The following is an 18906-nucleotide window of genomic DNA, read 5'->3' as shown; positions in this document are numbered from 1 at the left end:
TCCGACCACCCGGGAGGACGCCTGTGGAACAGCGCGGGACGGCATTCGAGGAGACGGCGGGCGCGTTCGCCCGGGCACTGGACGACTGGGCCCGGTGCCTGGCCGAAGTCACCGACGGTGCACAACGGCCCTCCCGCAAGGTTCTGGTCCGGCGGCTGAGACTGGCGGGACACCGGATCGACGAACCGCTGCTCTCCTACTGGCTGAAGGGACACCGGCAGCTCCTCGCCGGAAAGGCCAACCGGGTGCCCTCGCCGGCGGACACCGCCGCACTCGCCCAGGCGCTTCGCCCGGACGCCACCGCGGCGGTCGAACTCCTCATCGGGCACGGCGAGGCGGTGGACCTGCTCCGGTCACGGCTGCGGGAGCTCGGCGGCGCCGGGTGGCGGCGGAAGGTGGTCGCCCACCTCGGCACCGCCGGCGACGGGACGGACGGTGATGGCCGGCTCCGCGACGAAGCACACACAAGAGGCGCGTTCGAGGACGTGGACACGGCGCGCACCGGGGCCGCGCGCTTCCCCCGTACGGCCGTACGCCGATGGCTGCCCGTGGCGGCCGCCGTCATGGTCGCGGCCGCCGTCCTGCCGCTGCTCCTGCTGGCAGGGCGCAGCGGCGCGGGCACGGACCGGGCCGCCCCCGTACCGCCGCCGCCACCGCCGGGCGCGAGCGTCGCGGGCGAGCCGCCGGCCACCGCCCCGGAGCGTGCGGACCTGCCGTTGTTCTCCCCGGCCGCCGGGGACCGCACCGAGATCGGCGGCAACCACCGCTGCGGACGGATCCGCTACGTCGAGGGTGTCGCCTGGACGGCGTGCACCCGGGTGGACGAGTCCGGTCTGAGCTTCGCGGTCCACCTGACCAACACCGGCCCCGAGGCGGTGACGGTGCAGGCCAAGGTCGGCTGGGTCCGCACCCGCGCCAGTCACCCGTGTCCCGGCTCCTGGGGCACCGGCGTGCGGATCGTCGTGGCCCCCGGCCAGTCACTGCTGAGCCCGCCGGAGAGTTGTGTCCAGCCCCTGCTCCCCGCCACCGCCTTCCAGGCCCGCGCCGAGGTCGGCACGCTGGACGCGGTCTCCCTCTACCGCGAGATGTCGATGACCGTCCACATCCAGCCCGACGGCCGCACGGCGATCTGGGCCGACGAGGCCTGACGGCCTTCGCTGAGCGGTGCGAATCGGCGCGGCCCGTCGGCCCGTCGGCTCGTCGGAGGGTGCGGAGCTCGGGCTGCTGCCGGTCGTATTGCCGGGTGGTTCTGCCTGTCCATGACAATGATGACCGGTGAAGGATGAGCCGCGCCTGGAAGGCTCGGCCGGCCTTCCCCCGAAGCCCTGTTTCGCGCATGCGACGGCCGACCGACCAGCCCCGTGGTGATCAGCGGACACCCGGACCGCTGACACCGGATTCGTCGAACGGAGAGAAGAGACATGAGCATCCGTCGAAGGCTTGCCGCAGGGGTCGTTGCCGCGGGCGTCATGGCCGGCGGTGTCGTCGCCGCGACACCGGCCAGCGCCAACATCTCCCAGAACGGCTGCCTGGGCAACAGCTTCAAGATCTACACGAACAGCGTCGGCTACTGCTTCAACGGCCAGGGCCCTGGCATCCACGTCAACATCGCCGGAGTGAACAGCGTCGACACCGGCGGGAACTGGGGTGCCTTCAGCTACCAGACGTACGGCTCCGGCGCGGCGAACCGGCCGTTCGGCTACGGCGAGCAGATCAGCTTCGGCCAGTGGTTCACCGTCCTCGACCTGCGCATGAACCAGAACTGACGATCCGTCCCGCCCGCGGTGACCGGCACGTCCGCGTGACGGTCACCGCGGTTCGAAAGGAGTGCCGCCGTGGCGACGACGCGTCGACTGCGACACCTGGCCGCCGCCGCCCTGGCGTTCACCGCCGGCGCCTGCGGCGGCGGACCCGCGGCTCAACAGCAGGCCGCGCCGCCACCGCTGGGCCGGATTCCGTCCGTCACCTCGCTGGATCAGGTCGCCCGCCCGATCGACACCTACGTACCGAAGCTGGACGACGAGAAGAAGCTCATCCAGGCCCGGGATCTGGTGATCGGAGAATGCATGCGGAGATACGGCGTCGCATACAGCGGTGGCGACCTGAACGGAATGGACACGACCGCCACCGGATACCACCGGGCGACACCGGTCTACGGATTCTTCGGAACCGATGTCCCCGCGAGCAGGGGGTACGACCGGGTCACTCGGCTGACCCCGCCCGCGCCGCAGTCCTCCGAGTACGTCGGCGTTCTCACCGGAGTCGGTCGCGACGGCGAACAGGCCTCGGCGCCGACCGGGGACCCGGTGCCCGCGGGGGGCTGTGCAAAGGCGGGCGCGGCCGCGATCGGCGGCGATCTTCCTCGTCCCGACGAGCACTCCCTTCCCGGGGGCGGCCCTCGGGTGCCGACGACGGACCCGCGGCTGGTGGCAGCTTATGCGCAGTGGTCTCGATGCATGCGGGACAAAGGCTTCGCCTATGCCGACCCGATGGCCGCCTACCTCGACCCGAAATGGGTGGCGGGCTCGACGGGAGGACGCGCCGAACACGGCAAGGAGGAGACGGAGACCGCTTCCGCTGATGTGGAATGCAAGAAGGCGACCAATCTCGTGGGGGTCGCGGTCGCGGTCCAGTCCGCATACGACTCCGAATACATCACGTCCAACTCGGCGCAGCTGGCGGAATTCTCGCGCGATCTCGGCGAGAGGCTGAGAATCGCGGATCGAATACTGTCCGGCGGTGGGGTCGGATAGCGGAATCGGGGCTGTGATGTCGCTGAGCGCCGGTCAGGGCTGGTGTGCCGCCGAGATGACGATGTCCCGGAGTCGCTCGGCGTACAGCCGCATGTTCTTGCCGGCGATCTCGGTGTCCGGGTGGCGGCTCGCGAACCAGAGGCCCTCGTGCAGCCGGTTGACCCAGGCGCAGACCTGGTCGCCGTAGGAGACCCTGAGCAGTGCGTAGGCGTTCCGGTCGGTCCACTGTTCGGAGCCGGGCAGGTCCCGGGTGTCGATGAAGGACACGATCGAGTACAGGTCCGGTGAGGTGGGGCGGAAGTCCGTGCCGAGCAGCCGCAGGACCCGGGCCAGGGGCAGCCGGGCCAGCGGACGGTTGGCGCGCAGTTCGTTGCGTACGGCCGCCAGGGCGCCGGGGAAGTCCAGCCCGGGTGTCAGCGGGACCTCGATCGGGGCTCCGCCGACGTACCAGCCCACGGAGTCCGACCAGCGGGACTTCGTCCGGGTGTGGAACGGCACGACGGTGCGGTAGACGGACGCGCCGGCGATCTCCTGGACGATCAGGCTCGTGGCCGCCAGCACGCCGACCAGGGAGCCTCCGTACGGCCGGCAGTACGCCTCGAACGCGGCGGCGGTGTCCGCGTCCACGAGCAGCTCGCGCGCGAGCCGCTGGGTGGGCAGCCCGGCGTCCGGGTCCAGCCCGAGATCGAGGGGGAAGGCGGGCAGCTTCCCGTCGCCGCGGCGGATGAACTCCCGCCAGCGGGACACGATGGGGTGGGTGCCGTCGACCCGGTCCGCGTCCGCCCGCTCCAGCTCGCAGAAGTCGACGTAGCTGCCGGGCGGGGCGCAGTCCGCGACGCGGCCCGCCAGACCCGCCGCGTACAGCTCGTTGAGCTCGGCGGGGATGCGCTGGAGGGAGTAGGCGTCGACGTTGCTGTGGTCGAAGGCGGTGTAGACGCTGGTGGAGTCGGGCCGGACGACCGCCGCGTAGACGAAGTTCGGCCAGCCGAGCGCGTTGGCGCCCGCGTCGAAGCGCTCCCGCAGGCAGCGGACCAGAGCCGCCGGGTCGGCGAACTCGCCGAGTTCCGTCCGGTGCAGCGCCACCGCGTCGGCGTCGAGCGTGAACCGGCGCAGCTCGTCGCCGCCGGGGCCGGTCCAGCGGAAGCCGCTGCGCAGGGTCTCGTGCCGGAGCGTCCAGGCGTGCAGCGCCCCCTGCAGCACGTCGAGGTCGACCCGGCCCGGGAGGTCGAACGCCGCACCGATCCAGGTCGGGACGGTCAGGCCGTCGTCCGACACCGTTCTCGCCGTGCGGATGTGTGACTCCTGGATGTACGCCGGGGGCCGGGTGTCCTCCGGCAGCTCGGCGGCCGCCGCCACCGTCGCGGGGCTGAGCGTGAACTCGACGAGCCGTCCGGGCCGGACCTCGCAGCGTTCGATGTCGGAAATCCGCACGGGAGGCTCCCTCAAGGCTGGGGTCGGGCACCCGGTCGGGTGCTTCCCCGGCCCAACGAGGAAACGGTGTGAAAGGAAACGGCCGCCGACTCGGTCGGCGATCGGCCGGGCCCGATCGGGTCAGGCCTCCTTCCGGACACGGGCGAGTACCGGTCGGGGTGGAGCGGCCCCGAGGAGGAGCGGCCCCGGGGTGCAGCAGCGCGCCGAACGGCGGCCGCGGCACCTGGCGGTCAGGGCGCCAGGAAGCCGCGGAGGAGTGCGGCGGTGGCGGCGAGGTGTTCCTCGGTGGCGCGCCGGGCGGCGTCGCCGTCGCCGTCGAGGATCGCCCGGACCATGGCCCGGTGCTGCTCGGCGGCGTGCTCGATGTTCCGGTCCAGCATGGGGATGGCGTTGAGCAGGTCGTTGAGGCGCATCCTGGCCTCGGCGATGGCCGCGGCGAGGGTGGGGGAGCCGGTGAGCTCGCCGATGGCGAGGTGGAAGCGCGAGTCCAGCTGGCGGTACTGCTCGGGTGTGGCTCCCTCGAGGTCGGTCAGCCGGCTCTCCAGGTGGGCCCGCTGGTCGGGGGAGAGGGAGTGGCGGGCGGCCGCCTCGGCGGCGCCGACCTCCAGCACCTGGCGGTAGGTCAGCGCGTCCTCCAGGGCGCCGCCGAGGTCGCGGGCGGCGCGGCGCAGGTCGGCGACGTCCGGCGCGGGCATCCGGTAGGTGACGAAGGTGCCGCCGTACCGGCCGCGGCGGGGTTCGACGACGTCGGCCTGCTGGAGGGTGCGGAGCGCCTCGCGCAGGGTCTCCCGGCTGACGCCGAGCCGGGTGGCGAGGTCCCGTTCGGCGGGCAGCCGGTCGCCGAGGCCGAAGACGCCGAGCTTGATCGCCTGGAGCAGCCGCTCGACGGTCTCCTCGAAGGCGTTGCCGGTCCGGACCGGGCGGAAGATCGCGTCGGCCTGCCAGTCGAGCCGTGCTCGCTCCCGTGTTTCGTCCACGTCCACGCCGGAATCGTACCTACGAACGGGATTCCCGGACTCGTTCCCTTCCCGCCCTTGACGCGGCCCCCGCTCAGCCGGAACGATGCTGCTCACCCACCCAATGGACTGATTCCAGACCATTGAAGAGCCGTCCGACCGTCGAACCCGTCGGGGCGACCGTGCCACGCCGTCGTGGCCGCGTGCTCCCCGGCACACCCTCAACCCCCAGGGGTGCCCATGACCGACGCACGCTCACCCGACCACCCTGCCCCCGAAACGTTTCCGGCGAACACCGCGCCAGGTTCCGCCTCCGTTTCCGCTCCCGTCTCCGATCCGGGTTCCGCTCCCGCATCCACCCCCGAACCCGCTCCCGTCTCCGAGGACGAGCAACGGCTCCGCGAGCTGGGCTACACCCAGGAGCTGGCCCGCTCGATGTCGGGCTTCTCCAACTTCGCCGTCTCCTTCTCCATCGTCTCGATCCTCTCCGGCTGCCTGACCCTGTACGGAACGGGGATGAAGACCGGGGGCCCGGCCCTGATCATCTGGGGCTGGCCGGTGGTCGGCCTGCTCACGCTCTGCGTCGGGCTGGCGATGGCCGAGATCTGTTCCAGTTTCCCGACGGCCGGCGGGCTCTACTACTGGTCCGCCAAACTGACCCGCAGCAGCGGCCCGGCCTGGAGCTGGTTCACCGGCTGGTTCAACTTCCTCGGCCAGGTCGCGGTGACCGCCAGCGTCGACTACGGCGCGGCCTTCTTCACCAACGCGTTCCTCACGCTCCGCTTCGGCGTCGAGGCCAGCCCCGCGCACACCATGGAGATCTTCGCCGTCATCCTGCTGGCGCACGGCCTGCTCAACACCTTCGGGGTGCGGCTGGTCGCGGTCCTCAACAGCGTGTCCGTGTGGTGGCACCTGGCCGGCGTCGCGATCATCGTCGGCGCGCTCGCCGTGCTCCCCGACCGGCACGCCTCCGTCTCCTTCGCGCTCACCGAGTTCGTCAACCAGACCGGCTTCCACAGCCAGTTCTACGTGGCGCTGATCGGCCTGCTGATGGCCCAGTACACCCTCACCGGCTACGACGCCTCCGCGCACATGACCGAGGAGACCCGCGACGCCGCCCGCTCCGGCCCGCGCGGCATCGTCAACGCCATCACCGTCTCCCTGGTGGCGGGCTGGATCCTGCTGCTCGGCATCACCTTCGCGATCCGCGACTACGACGGCGCGCTCAACAGCGACACCCAGGTCCCGCCCGCGCAGATCTTCATCGACGCGATCGGCTCCGGCGGCGCCCAGTTCCTGCTGCTCATCGTCATCGGCGCCCAGTTCTTCTGCGGCATGGCCTCCGTCACCGCCAACTCCCGGATGATCTACGCCTTCTCCCGGGACGGCGCGCTGCCCGGGTCCCGGCTGTGGCACCGCATCGACCCGCGCACCCAGACCCCCACCAACGCGGTCTGGCTGGCGACCGGCGGCGCGCTGCTGCTCGGGCTGCCCGCGCTCTGGAACACCACCGCCTACACCGCCGTGACCTCGATCTCCGTCATCGGCCTCTACATCTCCTACGTCATCCCGGTGTACCTGCGGCTGCGTCAGGGCGAGGACTTCCCGCGCGGCCCCTGGCACCTGGGACGCTGGAGCCGGCCGATCGGCGTCGTGGCGGTCGCCTGGACCGCGGTGATCACCGTCCTGTTCATGCTCCCCACCGCGAGCCCGATCACCGCCGAGAGCTTCAACTACACCCCGGTCGCCGTGGCCGTCGTGGTCGGCTTCGCCGGCCTGTGGTGGCTGGTCTCCGCCAGGCACTGGTTCACCGGGCCCCACGTCCACGGCACGCCGCCCGAACCCGACGCGCTGGACACCGAACTGGAGGTCCGATGACCACCCCCCGGCTCACCCTCGACGAGCTGCGCACCCGCGTCGCCGACGGGTCCGTCGACACCGTCGTGCTCGCCATGACCGACATGCAGGGGCGCCTCCAGGGCAAACGCGTCGCCGCCGAGTACTTCCTCGACGACGTGGTGCCCGGCGCCGCGGAGGGCTGCGGCTACCTGCTGGCCGTCGACATCGACATGAACACCGTCGACGGCTACGAGATCTCCTCCTGGGAGAACGGCTACGGCGACCTGACGCTGCGCCCCGACCTCGCCACCCTGCGGTCCGTCCCCTGGCACCCGGCCACCGTCATGGTCCAGTGCGACGTCGTCCACCACGACGGCACCCCGGTCGCCGTCTCCCCGCGCCAGATCCTGCAGCGGCAGCTGGACCGGCTGGCCGGGTACGGCTGGCAGGCCCAGGCCGCCACCGAGCTGGAGTTCATCGTCTTCCGGGACAGCTACGAGCAGGCCTGGGACAAGGACTACACCCGGCTCACCCCGGCCAACCAGTACAACGTGGACTACTCCATCCTCGGCACCGGGCGGATCGAGCCCCTGCTGCGCCGGCTGCGCAACGGCATGGCCGGCGCCGGCCTCACCGTCGAGTCCGCCAAGGGCGAGTGCAACCTCGGCCAGCACGAGATCGCCTTCAAGTACGCCGACGCCCTCACCACCTGCGACAACCACGCCGTCTACAAGACCGGCGCCAAGGAGATCGCCGCCCAGGAGGGCTGCAGCCTCACGTTCATGGCGAAGTACGACGAACGCGAGGGCAACTCCTGTCACATCCACCTGAGCCTGCGCGACGAGCAGGGCGCCCCGGTGTTCGCCGGTGACCGCACGCACGGCTTCTCCCGCACCATGGAGCACTTCCTCGCCGGACAGCTCGCCTGCCTGGCCGACTTCGCCCTGCTGTTCGCACCCACCGTCAACTCCTACAAGCGCTACGTGCCCGGCAGCTTCGCGCCCACCGCCATCGCCTGGGGCCGCGACAACCGCACCTGCGCGCTACGGGTGGTCGGCCACGGTCAGTCGCTGCGCTTCGAGAACCGCGTCCCCGGCGGCGACGTCAACCCGTACCTCGCGGTCGCCGCCCTGATCGCGGCCGGACTGCACGGCGTCGAGCAGCAGCTCGAACTCCAGCCGGAGTTCACCGGCAACGCGTACGCCTCCGACGCGCCCCGGGTGCCCGCCACCCTGCGCGACGCGGTCGACGCCTTCGAACGCAGCGCCGTCGCCACCGAGGCCTTCGGCAAGGACGTCGTCCGGCACTACACCCACGCCGGACGCACCGAACTCGCCGCGTACGAGCGGGCGGTGACCGACTGGGAGCGGCGCCGCGGATTCGAGCGGCTTTGACCGGCACCGACGCCGTGACCGGCACCGACGCCGCGGGCCGCGACGATCGCCGCCGGCCGCTGATCGGCATCAGCAGCTACCAGGACGACGCCGCCTGGTCCGTCTGGAACCAGCGCGCCTCCCTCGTGCCCCAGACGTACGTGGACGCCGTCGTCCGCGCGGGCGGCACCCCGGTGCTGCTGCCACCGCAACCCGGCGGGGCCGGCCGGCTGCTCGACGCCCTGGACGGGCTCGTCCTGGCCGGCGGACCGGACGTCGACCCGGCCCGGTACGGGGCCGCCGCCGACCCCCGCACCGGCCCGCCCCACCACGCCCGCGACGACTGGGAGAGCCGGCTGCTCGGCGCCGCCCTGGCCCGGGACCTCCCGGTGCTCGGCGTCTGCCGCGGCATGCAGCTGCTCAACGTCGAACTCGGCGGCACCCTCCTCCAGCACCTGCCCGACGGGAGCCACCAGACCGTCCCCGCCCGGTTCGTCCGCCACCGGGTCGAGCCGGCGGACGGCAGCCGGCTCGCCGACGTCCTCGGGCCGGCGGCCGAGGTCTCCTGCTACCACCACCAGGCCGTCGACCGGCTCGGCACCGGCCTTCAGGTCACCGCGCGCAGTGCCGATGGCACAGTCGAGGCGCTCGAACTGCCTGGCCACCGCTTCGTGCTGGGCGTCCAGTGGCACCCCGAGACCGACCCCGACGACCCGCGCCTGTTCCACGCGTTCATCACCGCCAGCCAGAGGGAGACCATCCGATGACCGAACCGGACCTCTTCGAGGTCGTCAACCCCGCCACCGAGGAGGTGATCACCACCGTCGAACTGGCCGGCCTCGCCGAGACCGACGCCGCCGTCGCCCGCGCCCGCGCCGCCTTCGACACCTGGCGCCGAGTGGCCCCCGCCGACCGGGCCCGGCTGCTGCGCGCCTTCGCGGCCGCCGTCGACGCCGACCGCGAGCACCTCGCCGCACTGGAGGTCGCCAACGCCGGCCACACCATCGGCAACGCCCGCTGGGAGGCGGGCAACGCGCGGGACGTCATCGAGTACTACGCCGCCGCGCCCGAGCGGCTGTTCGGCCGGCAGATCCCCGTCGCCGGCGGGATCGACGTCACCTTCCAGGAGCCGATCGGCGTGGTCGGGGTCATCGTGCCCTGGAACTTCCCGATGCCGATCGCCGCCTGGGCCCTCGCCCCGGCGCTGGCCGCCGGCAACACCGTCATCGTCAAACCGGCCGAGCTCACCCCGCTCACCGCCCTGCGCCTGGCCGAACTCGCCCTGGCGGCCGGGATCCCGGACGGCGTGCTGCAGGTCCTGCCCGGGCGCGGCCCGGTCGTCGGACAGCGCTTCGTCACCCACCCCGACGTGCGCAAGGTCGTCTTCACCGGCTCCACCCGGGTCGGCAAGGAGATCATGGCGGGCTGCGCCGCCCAGGTGAAGCCCGTCACCCTCGAACTCGGCGGCAAGAGCGCCAACATCGTCTTCGCCGACGCGGACCTCGCCAAGGCCGCCGCCACCGCGCCCTACGCCGTCTTCGACAACGCCGGCCAGGACTGCTGCGCCCGCTCCCGGATCCTCGTCGAGGCCTCCGTGTTCGACGACTTCCTGGCGCTCCTGGAGCCGGCCGTCCGCGGCGTGCGGGTCGGCGACCCGAGCGACGAGAAGACCGAGATGGGCCCGCTGATCTCCGCCGCCCACCGCGAGCGGGTCTCCTCCTACGTCCCGGACGCGTCGGCCGTCGCCTTCCGCGGCAGCGCCCCCGACGGGCCCGGCTTCTGGTACCCGCCGACCGTCCTCGCACCCGTGCGACACGAGGACCGCGCCTTCACCGAGGAGATCTTCGGCCCGGTCGTCGCGGTCGTCCCGTTCCGCGACGAACAGGACGCCCTGCGCATCGCCAACGCCACCGAGTACGGGCTGTCCGGCTCCATCTGGACCCGGGACCTCGGGCGCGCGCTGCGCGTCTCGCGCGGCGTCGAGGCCGGCAACCTCTCCGTCAACTCGCACTCCTCGGTGCGCTACACCACGCCCTTCGGCGGCTTCAAGCAGTCCGGACTCGGCCGCGAGCTCGGCCCGGACGCCCTCGACGCCTTCACCCAGACCAAGAACGTCTTCATCTCCACGGAGGAATGATCAGCATGACCCAGCGACTCGACGGCCGGGTGGCCGTCATCACCGGCGCGGGCAGCGGCATCGGCCTGGCCACCGCCCGCCGCTTCGCCGCCGAGGGGGCGAAGGTGGTCTGCGTCGACCTCGACCCCGAGACCGGCGCCAAGGCCGCGAACGAGGTCGGCGGCCTGTTCATCCAGGCCGACGTCACCGACGAGGCCGCGGTGCGCGACCTCTTCCAGCGGGCCGTCGACGAGTACGGCCGGCTCGACATCACCTTCAACAACGCCGGCATCTCGCCGCCGGACGACGACTCCATCCTCACCACCGGCCTGGACGCCTGGAAGCGGGTCCAGGAGGTCAACCTGACCAGCGTCTACCTGTGCTGCAAGTACGCGATCCCGCACATGCAGCGCCAGGGCAAGGGCTCGATCATCAACACCGCGTCCTTCGTCGCCGTGATGGGCGCGGCCACCTCGCAGATCTCCTACAGCGCCTCCAAGGGCGGCGTGCTCGCGATGTCCCGCGAGCTGGGCGTGCAGTTCGCCCGCGAGGGCATCCGGGTCAACGCGCTCTGCCCCGGGCCGGTGAACACCCCGCTGCTGCAGGAGCTGTTCGCCAAGGACCCGGAGCGGGCCGCCCGCCGGCTGGTCCACATCCCGCTCGGCCGCTTCGCCGAGCCCGAGGAGATCGCCGCCGCGGTGGCCTTCCTCGCCTCCGACGACTCCTCCTTCATGACCGCCAACACCTTCCTCGTCGACGGCGGCATCTCCGGCGCCTACGTGACGCCGCAGTAGCGGACACCCCATCGCGGCACCGACGGCCCGCCCGCCCCACGACGGGGCGGGCGGGCCGCTCCGGCTACCGGCCCGGGGCGGGCGGTCTGCTCCGGCTACCGGCCCGGGGCGGTCCTCGGCGGGGTGTCCAGCACCCGGAAGGAGAGGCCCGCCGCGATCAGCCGGTCGATCAGCGGCCGGCCCATCGCCACCGCCGTGGTCGACTGCCCCGCCACCGGCGGCAGGTCGTCGTACGCCAGGCAGAGCGCCGCCTCGGCCAGCATCTTCGCGGTCTCCTGGTAGCCGGGATCGCCCCCGGACACCTCGGTGAGGACCGTCCGCCCGTCCAGCGCCCGCGCCACGAACCGGACGGCGAACCAGGACCGCGCCCGCTGCTCCGCGCTCGGCCCGTCGCCGGGCTTGCGCAGCCGCCCCAGGGCCCGGCGCAGCAGCGGCAGCTGGGCGGCGACGGCGAGCGCCGCCACCGCGGCGACACCGCCGAGGGCCATCGGCAGCCGGCGCACCGCCGCGTAGTGCGCGTAGCCGAAGTCCGGGCCGTACTCGTCCAGGGCGGCGGCCGAGCGGGACACCACCTGCGGGTCGATCGAGGGCATCGGCACCGCCCAGGCCCGGGCCGCCCGCGACCGGTGCGGCCGGCCGACGGGCGTGCGGATCAGCCGTCCCTTCGGCCGGGGCTCCACGGCGCGCCGCTCCCGGGCGGCCCGGGCCATCGCCCGCGGCCGGGAGAAGGCCGTCATCGCCGAGGCGAAGGTGCCGCCGGAGACGGTGCCGCCGGCGCGGACGAAGCCCTCGACCGAGACCCGGGCCGCCGGGCCGCCGCGGCGCAGCAGCTCCTCGACGGTGAACAGCACACCGAGGTCGTGCGGCACCGAGTCGAACCCGCAGGCGTGCACCAGCCGCGCGCCGGTGGCCACCGCCCGCTCGTGGTGCCGGACGTACATCCGGTCGACGAACTCCGGCTCGCCGGTGAGGTCGACGTAGTCGGTGCCGCTGTCCGCGCAGGCGGCCACCAGTGGCTCGCCGTGCCGCAGGTACGGGCCGACCGTGGACACCACCACCCGGGCCGAGGCGGCCACGGCGCGCAGCGCCTCGCGGTCCGCGGCGTCCGCGACCAGCAGGGGGAGGTCGGCGCAGCGCGGGTCGATCCGCGCCAGCCCCGCCCGGACGGCGGCGAGCCTGCGCTCGTCCCGCCCGGCGAGCGCCCAGCGGCAGCCCTCGGGTGCCGTCCGGGCCAGGTACTCGGCGGTGAGCCCGCCGGTGAACCCGGTGGCACCGAACAGGACGAGGTCGTACGGGCGCGGCTCGGCCATCAACAGTCCCTACTCGCGGGTAATCGAATGCGCCACGCTAGGAGCCCGTCGTGGCACTGTCAACGGTCCCGGCCCCGGGTTCTCGTACCGGTCATATGACCGGCTCGGCGACGACGTGGATCTCGTGGACGGCGTTGCGGTCGCCGGTGAGCGGCTGGACCCGGCCGGCGGAGTCGGTGGCGCGGCAGCGGATGCGGTGCGGGCCCGGGGCGAGGTCGTGGCGGAGCCGGAAGCGCTGCCAGCTCGGGTCGGAGCCGCGGCGGTCGAGTTCGGCGGGCTGCCAGTCCCCGCCGTCCACGGCGACCTCCACCGAGGTCACCTCGGTGGAACTCCAGGCGTAGCCCGCCAGTTCACGGCTGCCGGCCGGGACGGCGCTCCCGTCGCCCGGGGAGAGCAGCTTGCTGCAGACGTCCTTCTCGCGGACCGGCCGGGCCTCGCTCTCGCCCGGCAGGACCCGGGTGTAGAGGCGGGTGGTGAAGATGTGGTCGGGGCGGTCGGCGGCCAGCACGATCCGGGTCAGCCACTTGACCGAGTTGGTGCCGAACATCAGGGGCGCGACCGCCCGCAGCGGGTAGCCGTGGTCCGGGTGCAGCGGCTCGCCGTTCATGGTGTGCGCGAGGACGACCCCGGAGCGGGCCTCGTCGAGGGGCAGGTCCTTGAGGTAGCGCACGCCGCTCTCGCCCCCGAAGTCACCCGTGTCGGCGCCCTCCAGCCAGAGGTGCCGGGCCTCCGGGAGCGGCCCGGCGAGCTCCAGGACGGCGGACAGCGGGACACCGGACCACTCCACGTTGGTGACCGCACGGGTCGGCACGGTGGGGTGCAGCGGGTTGCCGAAGCACTCGTGGACGGCGGTGAAGCGGGTCTGCGGCAGGCCCAGGACGGCCGGGAAGTCCAGCCGGACGGGCCGCTCCACCAGGCCCTCGACGGTCAGCGACCAGGCCGCGCGGTCGAGCCGCGGGTGCGACTCGAGGTGGTTGCGGATGAACACCTCGGCGACCGGCGTGATGAAGAGGTCGGGCGTGGCCGGATCGGTCTTGAACATGTGTCATTCCCCCGTGTCGAACGTGCTGTTGCGCGTGATCGACAGTACAAGGAGCGACCGACACCGCCCGGGGCGGGTCTGCCCTGGACGGCGCCGCTCAGCCGCCCGCCGGGCCGGTCGGCTGGACGGCCTTCCCCGGGGCGGGCGTCCCGGGCGGAGCGGACCGGCGCGGGTAGCGGCGGTCGGTCGCGGTGCAGGCGGTGAGGACGAGGGCGGCCGCAGCCGCCGCGGCCGTGACGGCGAAGGCGGCGCCCGGGGTGACGTGTTCGGCGGCCCACCCGGCGAGGAAGGTGCCCGCCGACTGCGCCAGGATCAGCGCGCTGACCAGCGTGGCCATCGCCTCGCCGAGCCGGGCGGCGGGCACCGTGCGCTCGACCAGGCCGAACACGGTGATGAACTGCGGTGCCACGGCGACCCCGAGGAGCCCGACGGCCGCGGCGAGCGCCGGGAGGCTGCCGGCGGCGGGGAACAGGACGCAGGAGGCGGCGAAGAGCAGCGCCGAGCTCGCCCGCAGACGGGCCGGCAGGCCGCGGCGGGCGGGCATCGAGGCGGTGGCGACGCCCGCGAGGGAGCTGGTGCAGCCCATGAAGCCGTACACCAGCCCGGCGGTGCCCGGCCGGCCCAGGGCCTCGGTGGTCGCGGTGATGCCGACCTGCACCGAGCCGAAGCAGGCGCCGAGGAGTGCCGTGCCGCCCAGGAGGAGGACGTACGGGGTGGTCAACAGCCGCTCGGCGGAGCGGTTCCGGGGGTGGGAGGGCGCCGGGACGCCCGGCGAGGCGGTGGGGTGCAGCGCGAACAGACCGGCGCAGACGCCGCAGAGCCCGGCCGCGGTGAGCAGGCCGACGGCGGGGGAGGCGGCGGTGGCGAGCAGGCCGACCAGGGCCGGTCCGGCGGTGAAGGAGACCTCGTCGACGATCCCGTCCAGGGACAGCATCGCGGAGGTCGCCTCCGGTTCACCGGCCGCCAGCCGGACCCAGCGGCTGCGCGACAGCGGGCCGACCAGCGGGACCGACAGCCCGGTCAGCACGGCGGGCGCGATCTGCCAGCCGAGCGCGAGCCCGCGCTCGGAGGCGGCGACCAGGGCGACCAGGGCCGCCGCGTTGACCAGCGCGGCGACCAGCCCCACCGTCCGCTGCCCGCGCCGGTCCGCGAGCCGGCCGACCACCGGGCCGCCGACCGCCTGACCGACCGCCAGCGCCCCGGCGACCAGCGAACCCGACCACACGCTGCCGGTGTTGCGGCTGACCAGCAGCAGGGTGCCGATCGGGCTCATCGCGTTCGGCAGCCGGCCGAGCAGCGACCAGAGCAGCACCCGGCGGCCCGCCAACCGCTTCGCCGTACGGAAGTTCAACGCCACGGACACCGCGCACGCCTCTCTGCGGAGCCGGCCCGGGCGCCCGCCTCCCGTGACCGACCCGGCCAGGCGACAGCGACCTGCGGGTGAACCCCTGACGCTAGGTGGGGGCACCGGGCACGGGACATCGTCCGATCCTCCGGCGGAGCCGCGCGGCGGGCGGCGCCCGGTCGGAGGAGTGCCCAAGGCGAGCGGTGTTCCGTCCCGGTAACCGGCTGTCGTACCCGCCACGTAGCATCCGGCCGTGCCCGGCCGCCCGGCCGGCGCCGGCGGCGGACAACGGGAGAAGTCGAGTGTCGGATGCGATCTGGTCGGTGCTGGCGGAGGGCGAGCGCGAGCAGTGGGAGGCCACGCCGCTGGTCGGGGTGGGGCCGCTGCGGTTCGGTATGACGCACGGGCAGGTCAGCGCCGCCCTGGGGCGCGAACCCGCTTCCGGCGGCGGCGACTTCGCGACCTACCCACCTGCGGACCGACGGGTGTGGGGGAGCATGCTCACGGCCTACTTCCGCCCCGCCGGAGCGGACGACGTACCGCCGGACCTGCCGGGGGGCTCCCTCCTGGGGGAGACCGACGACGGCCACGAGTACCTCGCCCGGCACGGGTTCGGCGGTGTGCTCGCCGCGGTCGCCGTCGACGCCCGGTTCGGTCCGCAGGTCCGCTGGGAGGGCCTGGCGCTGACCGGACGCGTGCCCTCGGCGACCGAGGACGCGGTCTTCGCCAAGCTCCGGGACTGCGGCCTGGGCGAGGAGATCCGCGTCTCCCAGGAGGCCACGTACAGCTACGGGGAGATCGGCCTGCTGCTGCGCGTCCAGCGCGCCGGCGACGTCCTGCTCACCCGGCCGGTCCTCGCCGCCCCGGCCTGGACTGAGCGCCTCGGTGACACCTCGGAGGGTCCGATTCCCTCCCAGGAGTGGAGGAACCACTGACCCGCGCGCCGCGGACGGCGTGACCCGGGACCGCCCGACAGTTCGTCCGACGGGCACTCACCCCGCCGCGGCGCAGTCCTGTGCCTCCGTCAGGTAGCCCGCCACCGGGCCGAGGGTCAGCATCCCGCTTGCGGCACCGGCGTGTTCGGCGCGCGCCCCGCTCAGGGCGGCCGCGGCACGGGCCGCGACGGCGGGCTCGCCGAGGCGTACGGCGGCGCGGGCGGTCAGGCACCACAGGGCTTCCTGGAGGTGGTCGTGGGGCGGTTCGGGCAGGGCGGCGAGGGCGGTGCGGGCCTCGTCGGCCCGGTCCTGGGCCAGCAGGACGAGGGGGCGTGCCCACGGCAGGTACGGGCCCCAGTCGAGCCGCGGGTCGGTGGGCGCGGGCCGGTCGTGCAGCAGGCGCAGGCCCAGCAGGGCGAGCGGGAAGAGTCCGCGGTGCAGCCCCGGCATGCCGGCGGTCCGGAGGGCTTCCTCGGCGGCGCGGTAGCGCGCCGCGGCGGTGGCGGCGGTCGGCCCGCCGGGTTCGGAGCTCCGGGCAGCGGCGGCCCGGGCCCGGAACCACTCGGTGAGGACGGGGACGAGCGGCGCCTCGGTGGTGACGGCGAGCCGTTCGGCGGCCTCGGCGTGCGCGGTCGCGGCGTCGAGGTCGCCGAAGGCCGAGGCGGACTGCAGGCGGACCAGCCGGCCGAGGACGGCGAAGTGGGGAAGGTCGTGCCGGTCGGCCAGGTCGAGGATCTCGGCACCGATCCCGTCCCGGACCCGGGCGAGGCCGGGGCGGTCGAAGGACTGCAGGAACATCCCGTTGAGGGCGAAGGCCAGCAGGCCGGGATCGGCCAGACCCCGGGCCAGTGCCTCGGCCTGCCGTGCGGCCCGCCGCGCCCGGTCCGGCTCAGGCCCGGACAGGTCGGCGCTGCGGCTCTCGACGGCGATCGTCGCCAGCAGCCGGGCGGACAGCCCGGCGGGGCCGTCGTGGCCGGCGGGTGGGGTGAGGGCGGTGAGGGTCCGTTCGGCGGCCGCGACGAGGGCCCGGGACTGCTCGGGGTCGTCGGCCCGGCTCCAGAGCGCGGGCACGTCGTAGGCGCCGATGACCCGGGCGGTCAGCACCGGGTCCCCCGTGCGTTCCGCCGCCAGGACGGCGGCGAGCCGGTCGCGCCGGGAGTGGACGAGGGCGTCGCCGCCCGCCAGGGCGAGGACGCGGGCCACCTCCACCGTGGTGCGCGGGCCGAGCCGCACACCCGGGCCGGGCCGGCCGGTACCCGCGCCGTCGGCCGGGTCGGACCCGCTCAGGACGGACTGCTCCAGCCGCCGGAGCTCGGCGGAGGGGTCGAGCCCGAGCCGGTCGACGAGCATCGCGCGGGCGCGGCGGAGGGTCGCCAGCGCGTCGGCCCGCCGCCCCGCGCGGTACAGCGCCCGGGTGAGCAGCCCCCAGGCAGGCTCGCGCCACGGGTGTTCGGCGACATGGGCGCCCAGTTCCGCGACGAGGTCGGCCCCCTCCCCGGAGTCGAGGAGGAGGCGGGCGCGCAGCTCCACGGCCTCCAGCCTCAGCTCCTCCAGCCTGGTCCGCTCCCGCCGGGCCCAGTCGGAGTCGGGCACGTCGGCGTAGGCGGGTCCGCGCCAGGCCGCGAGCGCCGCGCCCAGGTCGGCCGACGCGGCGGGGTCGCGCCGGGCCCGGGCCAGAGTGTCCTGGAAGCGGTGGACGTCCACGTCCTCGCGCGGCAGGCGCAGCGCGTACCCGGGCCCCTCGGTGACGAGGACGCGCGGCGCGGCGCGCGGCGGCCGGTCGGGTTCGAGGGCGCGGCGCAGCGCGGCGACGAAGGTGCGCAGCGCGCCCACCGCGCGCACCGGTGGATCGGCCCACAGGTCGTCGACCAGGGTGTCCGTGGTGACCATCCGGCCCTCGGCGGCGACGAGCCGGGCGAGCACCTCACGGTGGCGGGGGCCGCCCAGGTCCACCGGGCCGCCGTCGTCGCGGAGGGCCCGTACGGCACCGAGTACGTCGATTCGCATGCCCCCATCCTCCGTGCCCGGGCCGGCCGCGGCCGCACCGTACTGATCGGTTGCTGATCGCCGTCGCGCACGCTGGTCACGTCCGTTCCCGATCCGAGAGGACGATCCCCGTGACGCCCACCCCGCCCGCCACCGTTCCCGGCTTCGACCTGCTGCGCCTGCCCGGCGCGGACGGTGCGGAGCTGACCGCCGCCGTCGGCGGCAGCGGCAGCCCGGTCGTGCTGCTGCACGGCTTCCCCCAGACCCACCTGATGTGGCGGCACGTGGCCGGGCGGCTCGCCGCCGAGCACACGGTGATCTGCCCCGACCTGCGCGGCTACGGTGCCAGCGACAAGCCGGCCGCCACCGGCCCCGAGGTGTACGCCAAGCGCACCATGGCCGCCGACGTGGTGGCCCTCGCCGCGGCGCTCGGCCACGACCGCTTCGCCCTCGTCGGCCACGACCGGGGCGCGCTGGTCGCCTTCCGGGCCGGACTGGACCACCCCGAGACCGTCACGCACCTGGGCGTCCTCGACATCGTGCCGACGCTCGACATGTGGAACGTCCTGCACGGCACCTCGGCGGCGGTCGGCTACCACCTCTACCTGATGGCGCAGCCGCCGGGCCTGCCGGAGACGCTGATCGCCAACAGCGCGGACGCGTTCTTCGGCTCCTTCCTCGACGCCTGGGCCGGCGACCCGGCCGCCCTGCCGCGGGACGTGCGCGCCGAGTACCTGCGGGCGAGCGCCGCGGCGGTCACGTCGATCGTCGCGGACTTCCGGGCCTCGGCGGGCATCGACCTGCGGCACGACCAGGCGGACCTCGACGCCGGATCGCAGCTGGCCATGCCCGTGACGGTCGTCCAGCAGGACTGGGGCGCGCGGTTGGGCTTCGACGCCGCGGGGCTGTGGAAGGCCTGGGCACCGGACCTCGACCACCGGCTGACCCGGGCGGGGCACTTCATGGCGGAGGAGGCGCCGGAGGAGATCGTGGCGGCGATCAGGGACCTGCTGGCCCGCTGAGGAG

The 18906-nt window shown here is 74.1% G+C and carries 16 protein-coding genes; 10 read left to right on the top strand and 6 right to left on the bottom strand.

The features are described 5' to 3' along the window. Nucleotides 1-23: 23 nt before the first annotated feature. The 3 genes from ACYP53_RS19815 to ACYP53_RS19805 all read left to right on the top strand — a co-directional run bounded on the left by ACYP53_RS19815 (nucleotide 24) and on the right by ACYP53_RS19805 (nucleotide 2753). Nucleotides 24-1148, top strand: coding sequence for a hypothetical protein (locus tag ACYP53_RS19815; protein ID WP_459648325.1), 1125 nt, complete (start codon nucleotides 24-26; stop codon nucleotides 1146-1148). 273 nt (nucleotides 1149-1421) lie between these two features. Further along, nucleotides 1422-1766 (top strand): hypothetical protein, encoded by a 345-nt coding sequence (locus tag ACYP53_RS19810; protein ID WP_459648324.1) that lies wholly within the window; start codon nucleotides 1422-1424, stop codon nucleotides 1764-1766. 69 nt (nucleotides 1767-1835) lie between these two features. Beyond that, complete coding sequence (locus ACYP53_RS19805; RefSeq protein ID WP_459648323.1) at nucleotides 1836-2753, top strand: hypothetical protein; 918 nt, start codon at nucleotides 1836-1838, stop codon at nucleotides 2751-2753. Nucleotides 2754-2786: 33 nt separating this feature from the next. On the opposite strand, the gene ACYP53_RS19800 is transcribed toward ACYP53_RS19805, so the two are convergent. Both ACYP53_RS19800 and ACYP53_RS19795 read right to left on the bottom strand, forming a co-directional pair. Beyond that, nucleotides 2787-4184, bottom strand: coding sequence for a condensation domain-containing protein (locus ACYP53_RS19800; RefSeq protein ID WP_459648322.1), 1398 nt, complete (start codon nucleotides 4182-4184; stop codon nucleotides 2787-2789). 230 nt (nucleotides 4185-4414) lie between these two features. Next, entirely contained in the window at nucleotides 4415-5161 is a 747-nt protein-coding gene (locus tag ACYP53_RS19795; protein ID WP_459649792.1) for a FadR/GntR family transcriptional regulator, read from the bottom strand. 219 nt (nucleotides 5162-5380) lie between these two features. Between ACYP53_RS19795 and ACYP53_RS19790 the strand changes: the two genes are divergently transcribed. The 5 genes from ACYP53_RS19790 to ACYP53_RS19770 are packed head-to-tail and all read left to right on the top strand — an operon-like array spanning nucleotide 5381 to nucleotide 11262. Next, complete coding sequence (locus ACYP53_RS19790; protein ID WP_459648321.1) at nucleotides 5381-7018, top strand: amino acid permease; 1638 nt, start codon at nucleotides 5381-5383, stop codon at nucleotides 7016-7018. Then, nucleotides 7015-8373 (top strand): glutamine synthetase family protein, encoded by a 1359-nt coding sequence (locus ACYP53_RS19785; protein WP_459648320.1) that lies wholly within the window; start codon nucleotides 7015-7017, stop codon nucleotides 8371-8373. The genes ACYP53_RS19790 and ACYP53_RS19785 overlap by 4 nt, the downstream gene beginning before the upstream one ends. Continuing rightward, entirely contained in the window at nucleotides 8370-9119 is a 750-nt protein-coding gene (locus tag ACYP53_RS19780) for a gamma-glutamyl-gamma-aminobutyrate hydrolase family protein (RefSeq protein WP_459648319.1), read from the top strand. The genes ACYP53_RS19785 and ACYP53_RS19780 overlap by 4 nt, the downstream gene beginning before the upstream one ends. Next, nucleotides 9116-10489 carry an aldehyde dehydrogenase family protein gene (locus ACYP53_RS19775; RefSeq protein ID WP_459648318.1) on the top strand — a complete coding sequence of 458 codons (1374 nt, stop codon included), beginning with the start codon at nucleotides 9116-9118 and terminating at the stop codon, nucleotides 10487-10489. Before ACYP53_RS19780 ends, ACYP53_RS19775 begins: the two co-directional genes overlap by 4 nt. Then, entirely contained in the window at nucleotides 10486-11262 is a 777-nt protein-coding gene (locus ACYP53_RS19770) for a 3-oxoacyl-ACP reductase (RefSeq protein WP_229928387.1), read from the top strand. The genes ACYP53_RS19775 and ACYP53_RS19770 overlap by 4 nt, the downstream gene beginning before the upstream one ends. Before the next feature lie 95 nt (nucleotides 11263-11357). Here ACYP53_RS19770 and ACYP53_RS19765 read toward each other — a convergent pair whose 3' ends face one another. The 3 genes from ACYP53_RS19765 to ACYP53_RS19755 form a co-directional block, all read right to left on the bottom strand. Continuing rightward, nucleotides 11358-12572 (bottom strand): saccharopine dehydrogenase family protein, encoded by a 1215-nt coding sequence (locus ACYP53_RS19765; protein ID WP_459648317.1) that lies wholly within the window; start codon nucleotides 12570-12572, stop codon nucleotides 11358-11360. Between the two features lie 91 nt (nucleotides 12573-12663). Further along, entirely contained in the window at nucleotides 12664-13614 is a 951-nt protein-coding gene (locus ACYP53_RS19760; RefSeq protein WP_459648316.1) for a molybdopterin-dependent oxidoreductase, read from the bottom strand. Nucleotides 13615-13711: 97 nt separating this feature from the next. Beyond that, nucleotides 13712-14977, bottom strand: a complete 1266-nt coding sequence (locus ACYP53_RS19755; RefSeq protein WP_189914249.1) for an MFS transporter — start codon at nucleotides 14975-14977, stop codon at nucleotides 13712-13714. A gap of 284 nt (nucleotides 14978-15261) precedes the next feature. Between ACYP53_RS19755 and ACYP53_RS19750 the strand changes: the two genes are divergently transcribed. Further along, nucleotides 15262-15894: a hypothetical protein gene (locus tag ACYP53_RS19750; RefSeq protein WP_459648315.1), complete on the top strand. Its 633-nt coding sequence runs from the start codon at nucleotides 15262-15264 to the stop codon at nucleotides 15892-15894. Between the two features lie 57 nt (nucleotides 15895-15951). Here the strand turns inward: ACYP53_RS19750 and ACYP53_RS19745 are convergent, their stop codons facing one another. Then, the gene (locus ACYP53_RS19745; RefSeq protein WP_459648314.1) at nucleotides 15952-17901 is read right to left on the bottom strand and encodes a BTAD domain-containing putative transcriptional regulator; all 1950 of its coding nucleotides are present in this window, start codon (nucleotides 17899-17901) and stop codon (nucleotides 15952-15954) included. A gap of 110 nt (nucleotides 17902-18011) precedes the next feature. Between ACYP53_RS19745 and ACYP53_RS19740 the strand changes: the two genes are divergently transcribed. Next, nucleotides 18012-18902 (top strand): alpha/beta fold hydrolase, encoded by an 891-nt coding sequence (locus tag ACYP53_RS19740; protein ID WP_459648313.1) that lies wholly within the window; start codon nucleotides 18012-18014, stop codon nucleotides 18900-18902. The last annotated feature ends 4 nt before the right edge of the window (nucleotides 18903-18906 follow it).

Source organism: Kitasatospora sp. Ki12, from assembly GCF_054601375.1.
The sequence above is the reverse complement of the archived record's forward strand: the minus strand, read 5'-3'. Positions and strand labels throughout refer to the sequence as shown.

Coding starts and splice junctions, on each gene's coding strand:
- ACYP53_RS19760 (WP_459648316.1), bottom strand. CDS start 13,614: ATGTTCAAGACCGATCCGGCCACGCCCGACCTCTTCATCACGCCGGTC.
- ACYP53_RS19770 (WP_229928387.1), top strand. CDS start 10,486: ATGATCAGCATGACCCAGCGACTCGACGGCCGGGTGGCCGTCATCACC.
- ACYP53_RS19775 (WP_459648318.1), top strand. CDS start 9,116: ATGACCGAACCGGACCTCTTCGAGGTCGTCAACCCCGCCACCGAGGAG.
- ACYP53_RS19745 (WP_459648314.1), bottom strand. CDS start 17,901: ATGCGAATCGACGTACTCGGTGCCGTACGGGCCCTCCGCGACGACGGC.
- ACYP53_RS19810 (WP_459648324.1), top strand. CDS start 1,422: ATGAGCATCCGTCGAAGGCTTGCCGCAGGGGTCGTTGCCGCGGGCGTC.
- ACYP53_RS19785 (WP_459648320.1), top strand. CDS start 7,015: ATGACCACCCCCCGGCTCACCCTCGACGAGCTGCGCACCCGCGTCGCC.
- ACYP53_RS19765 (WP_459648317.1), bottom strand. CDS start 12,572: ATGGCCGAGCCGCGCCCGTACGACCTCGTCCTGTTCGGTGCCACCGGG.
- ACYP53_RS19790 (WP_459648321.1), top strand. CDS start 5,381: ATGACCGACGCACGCTCACCCGACCACCCTGCCCCCGAAACGTTTCCG.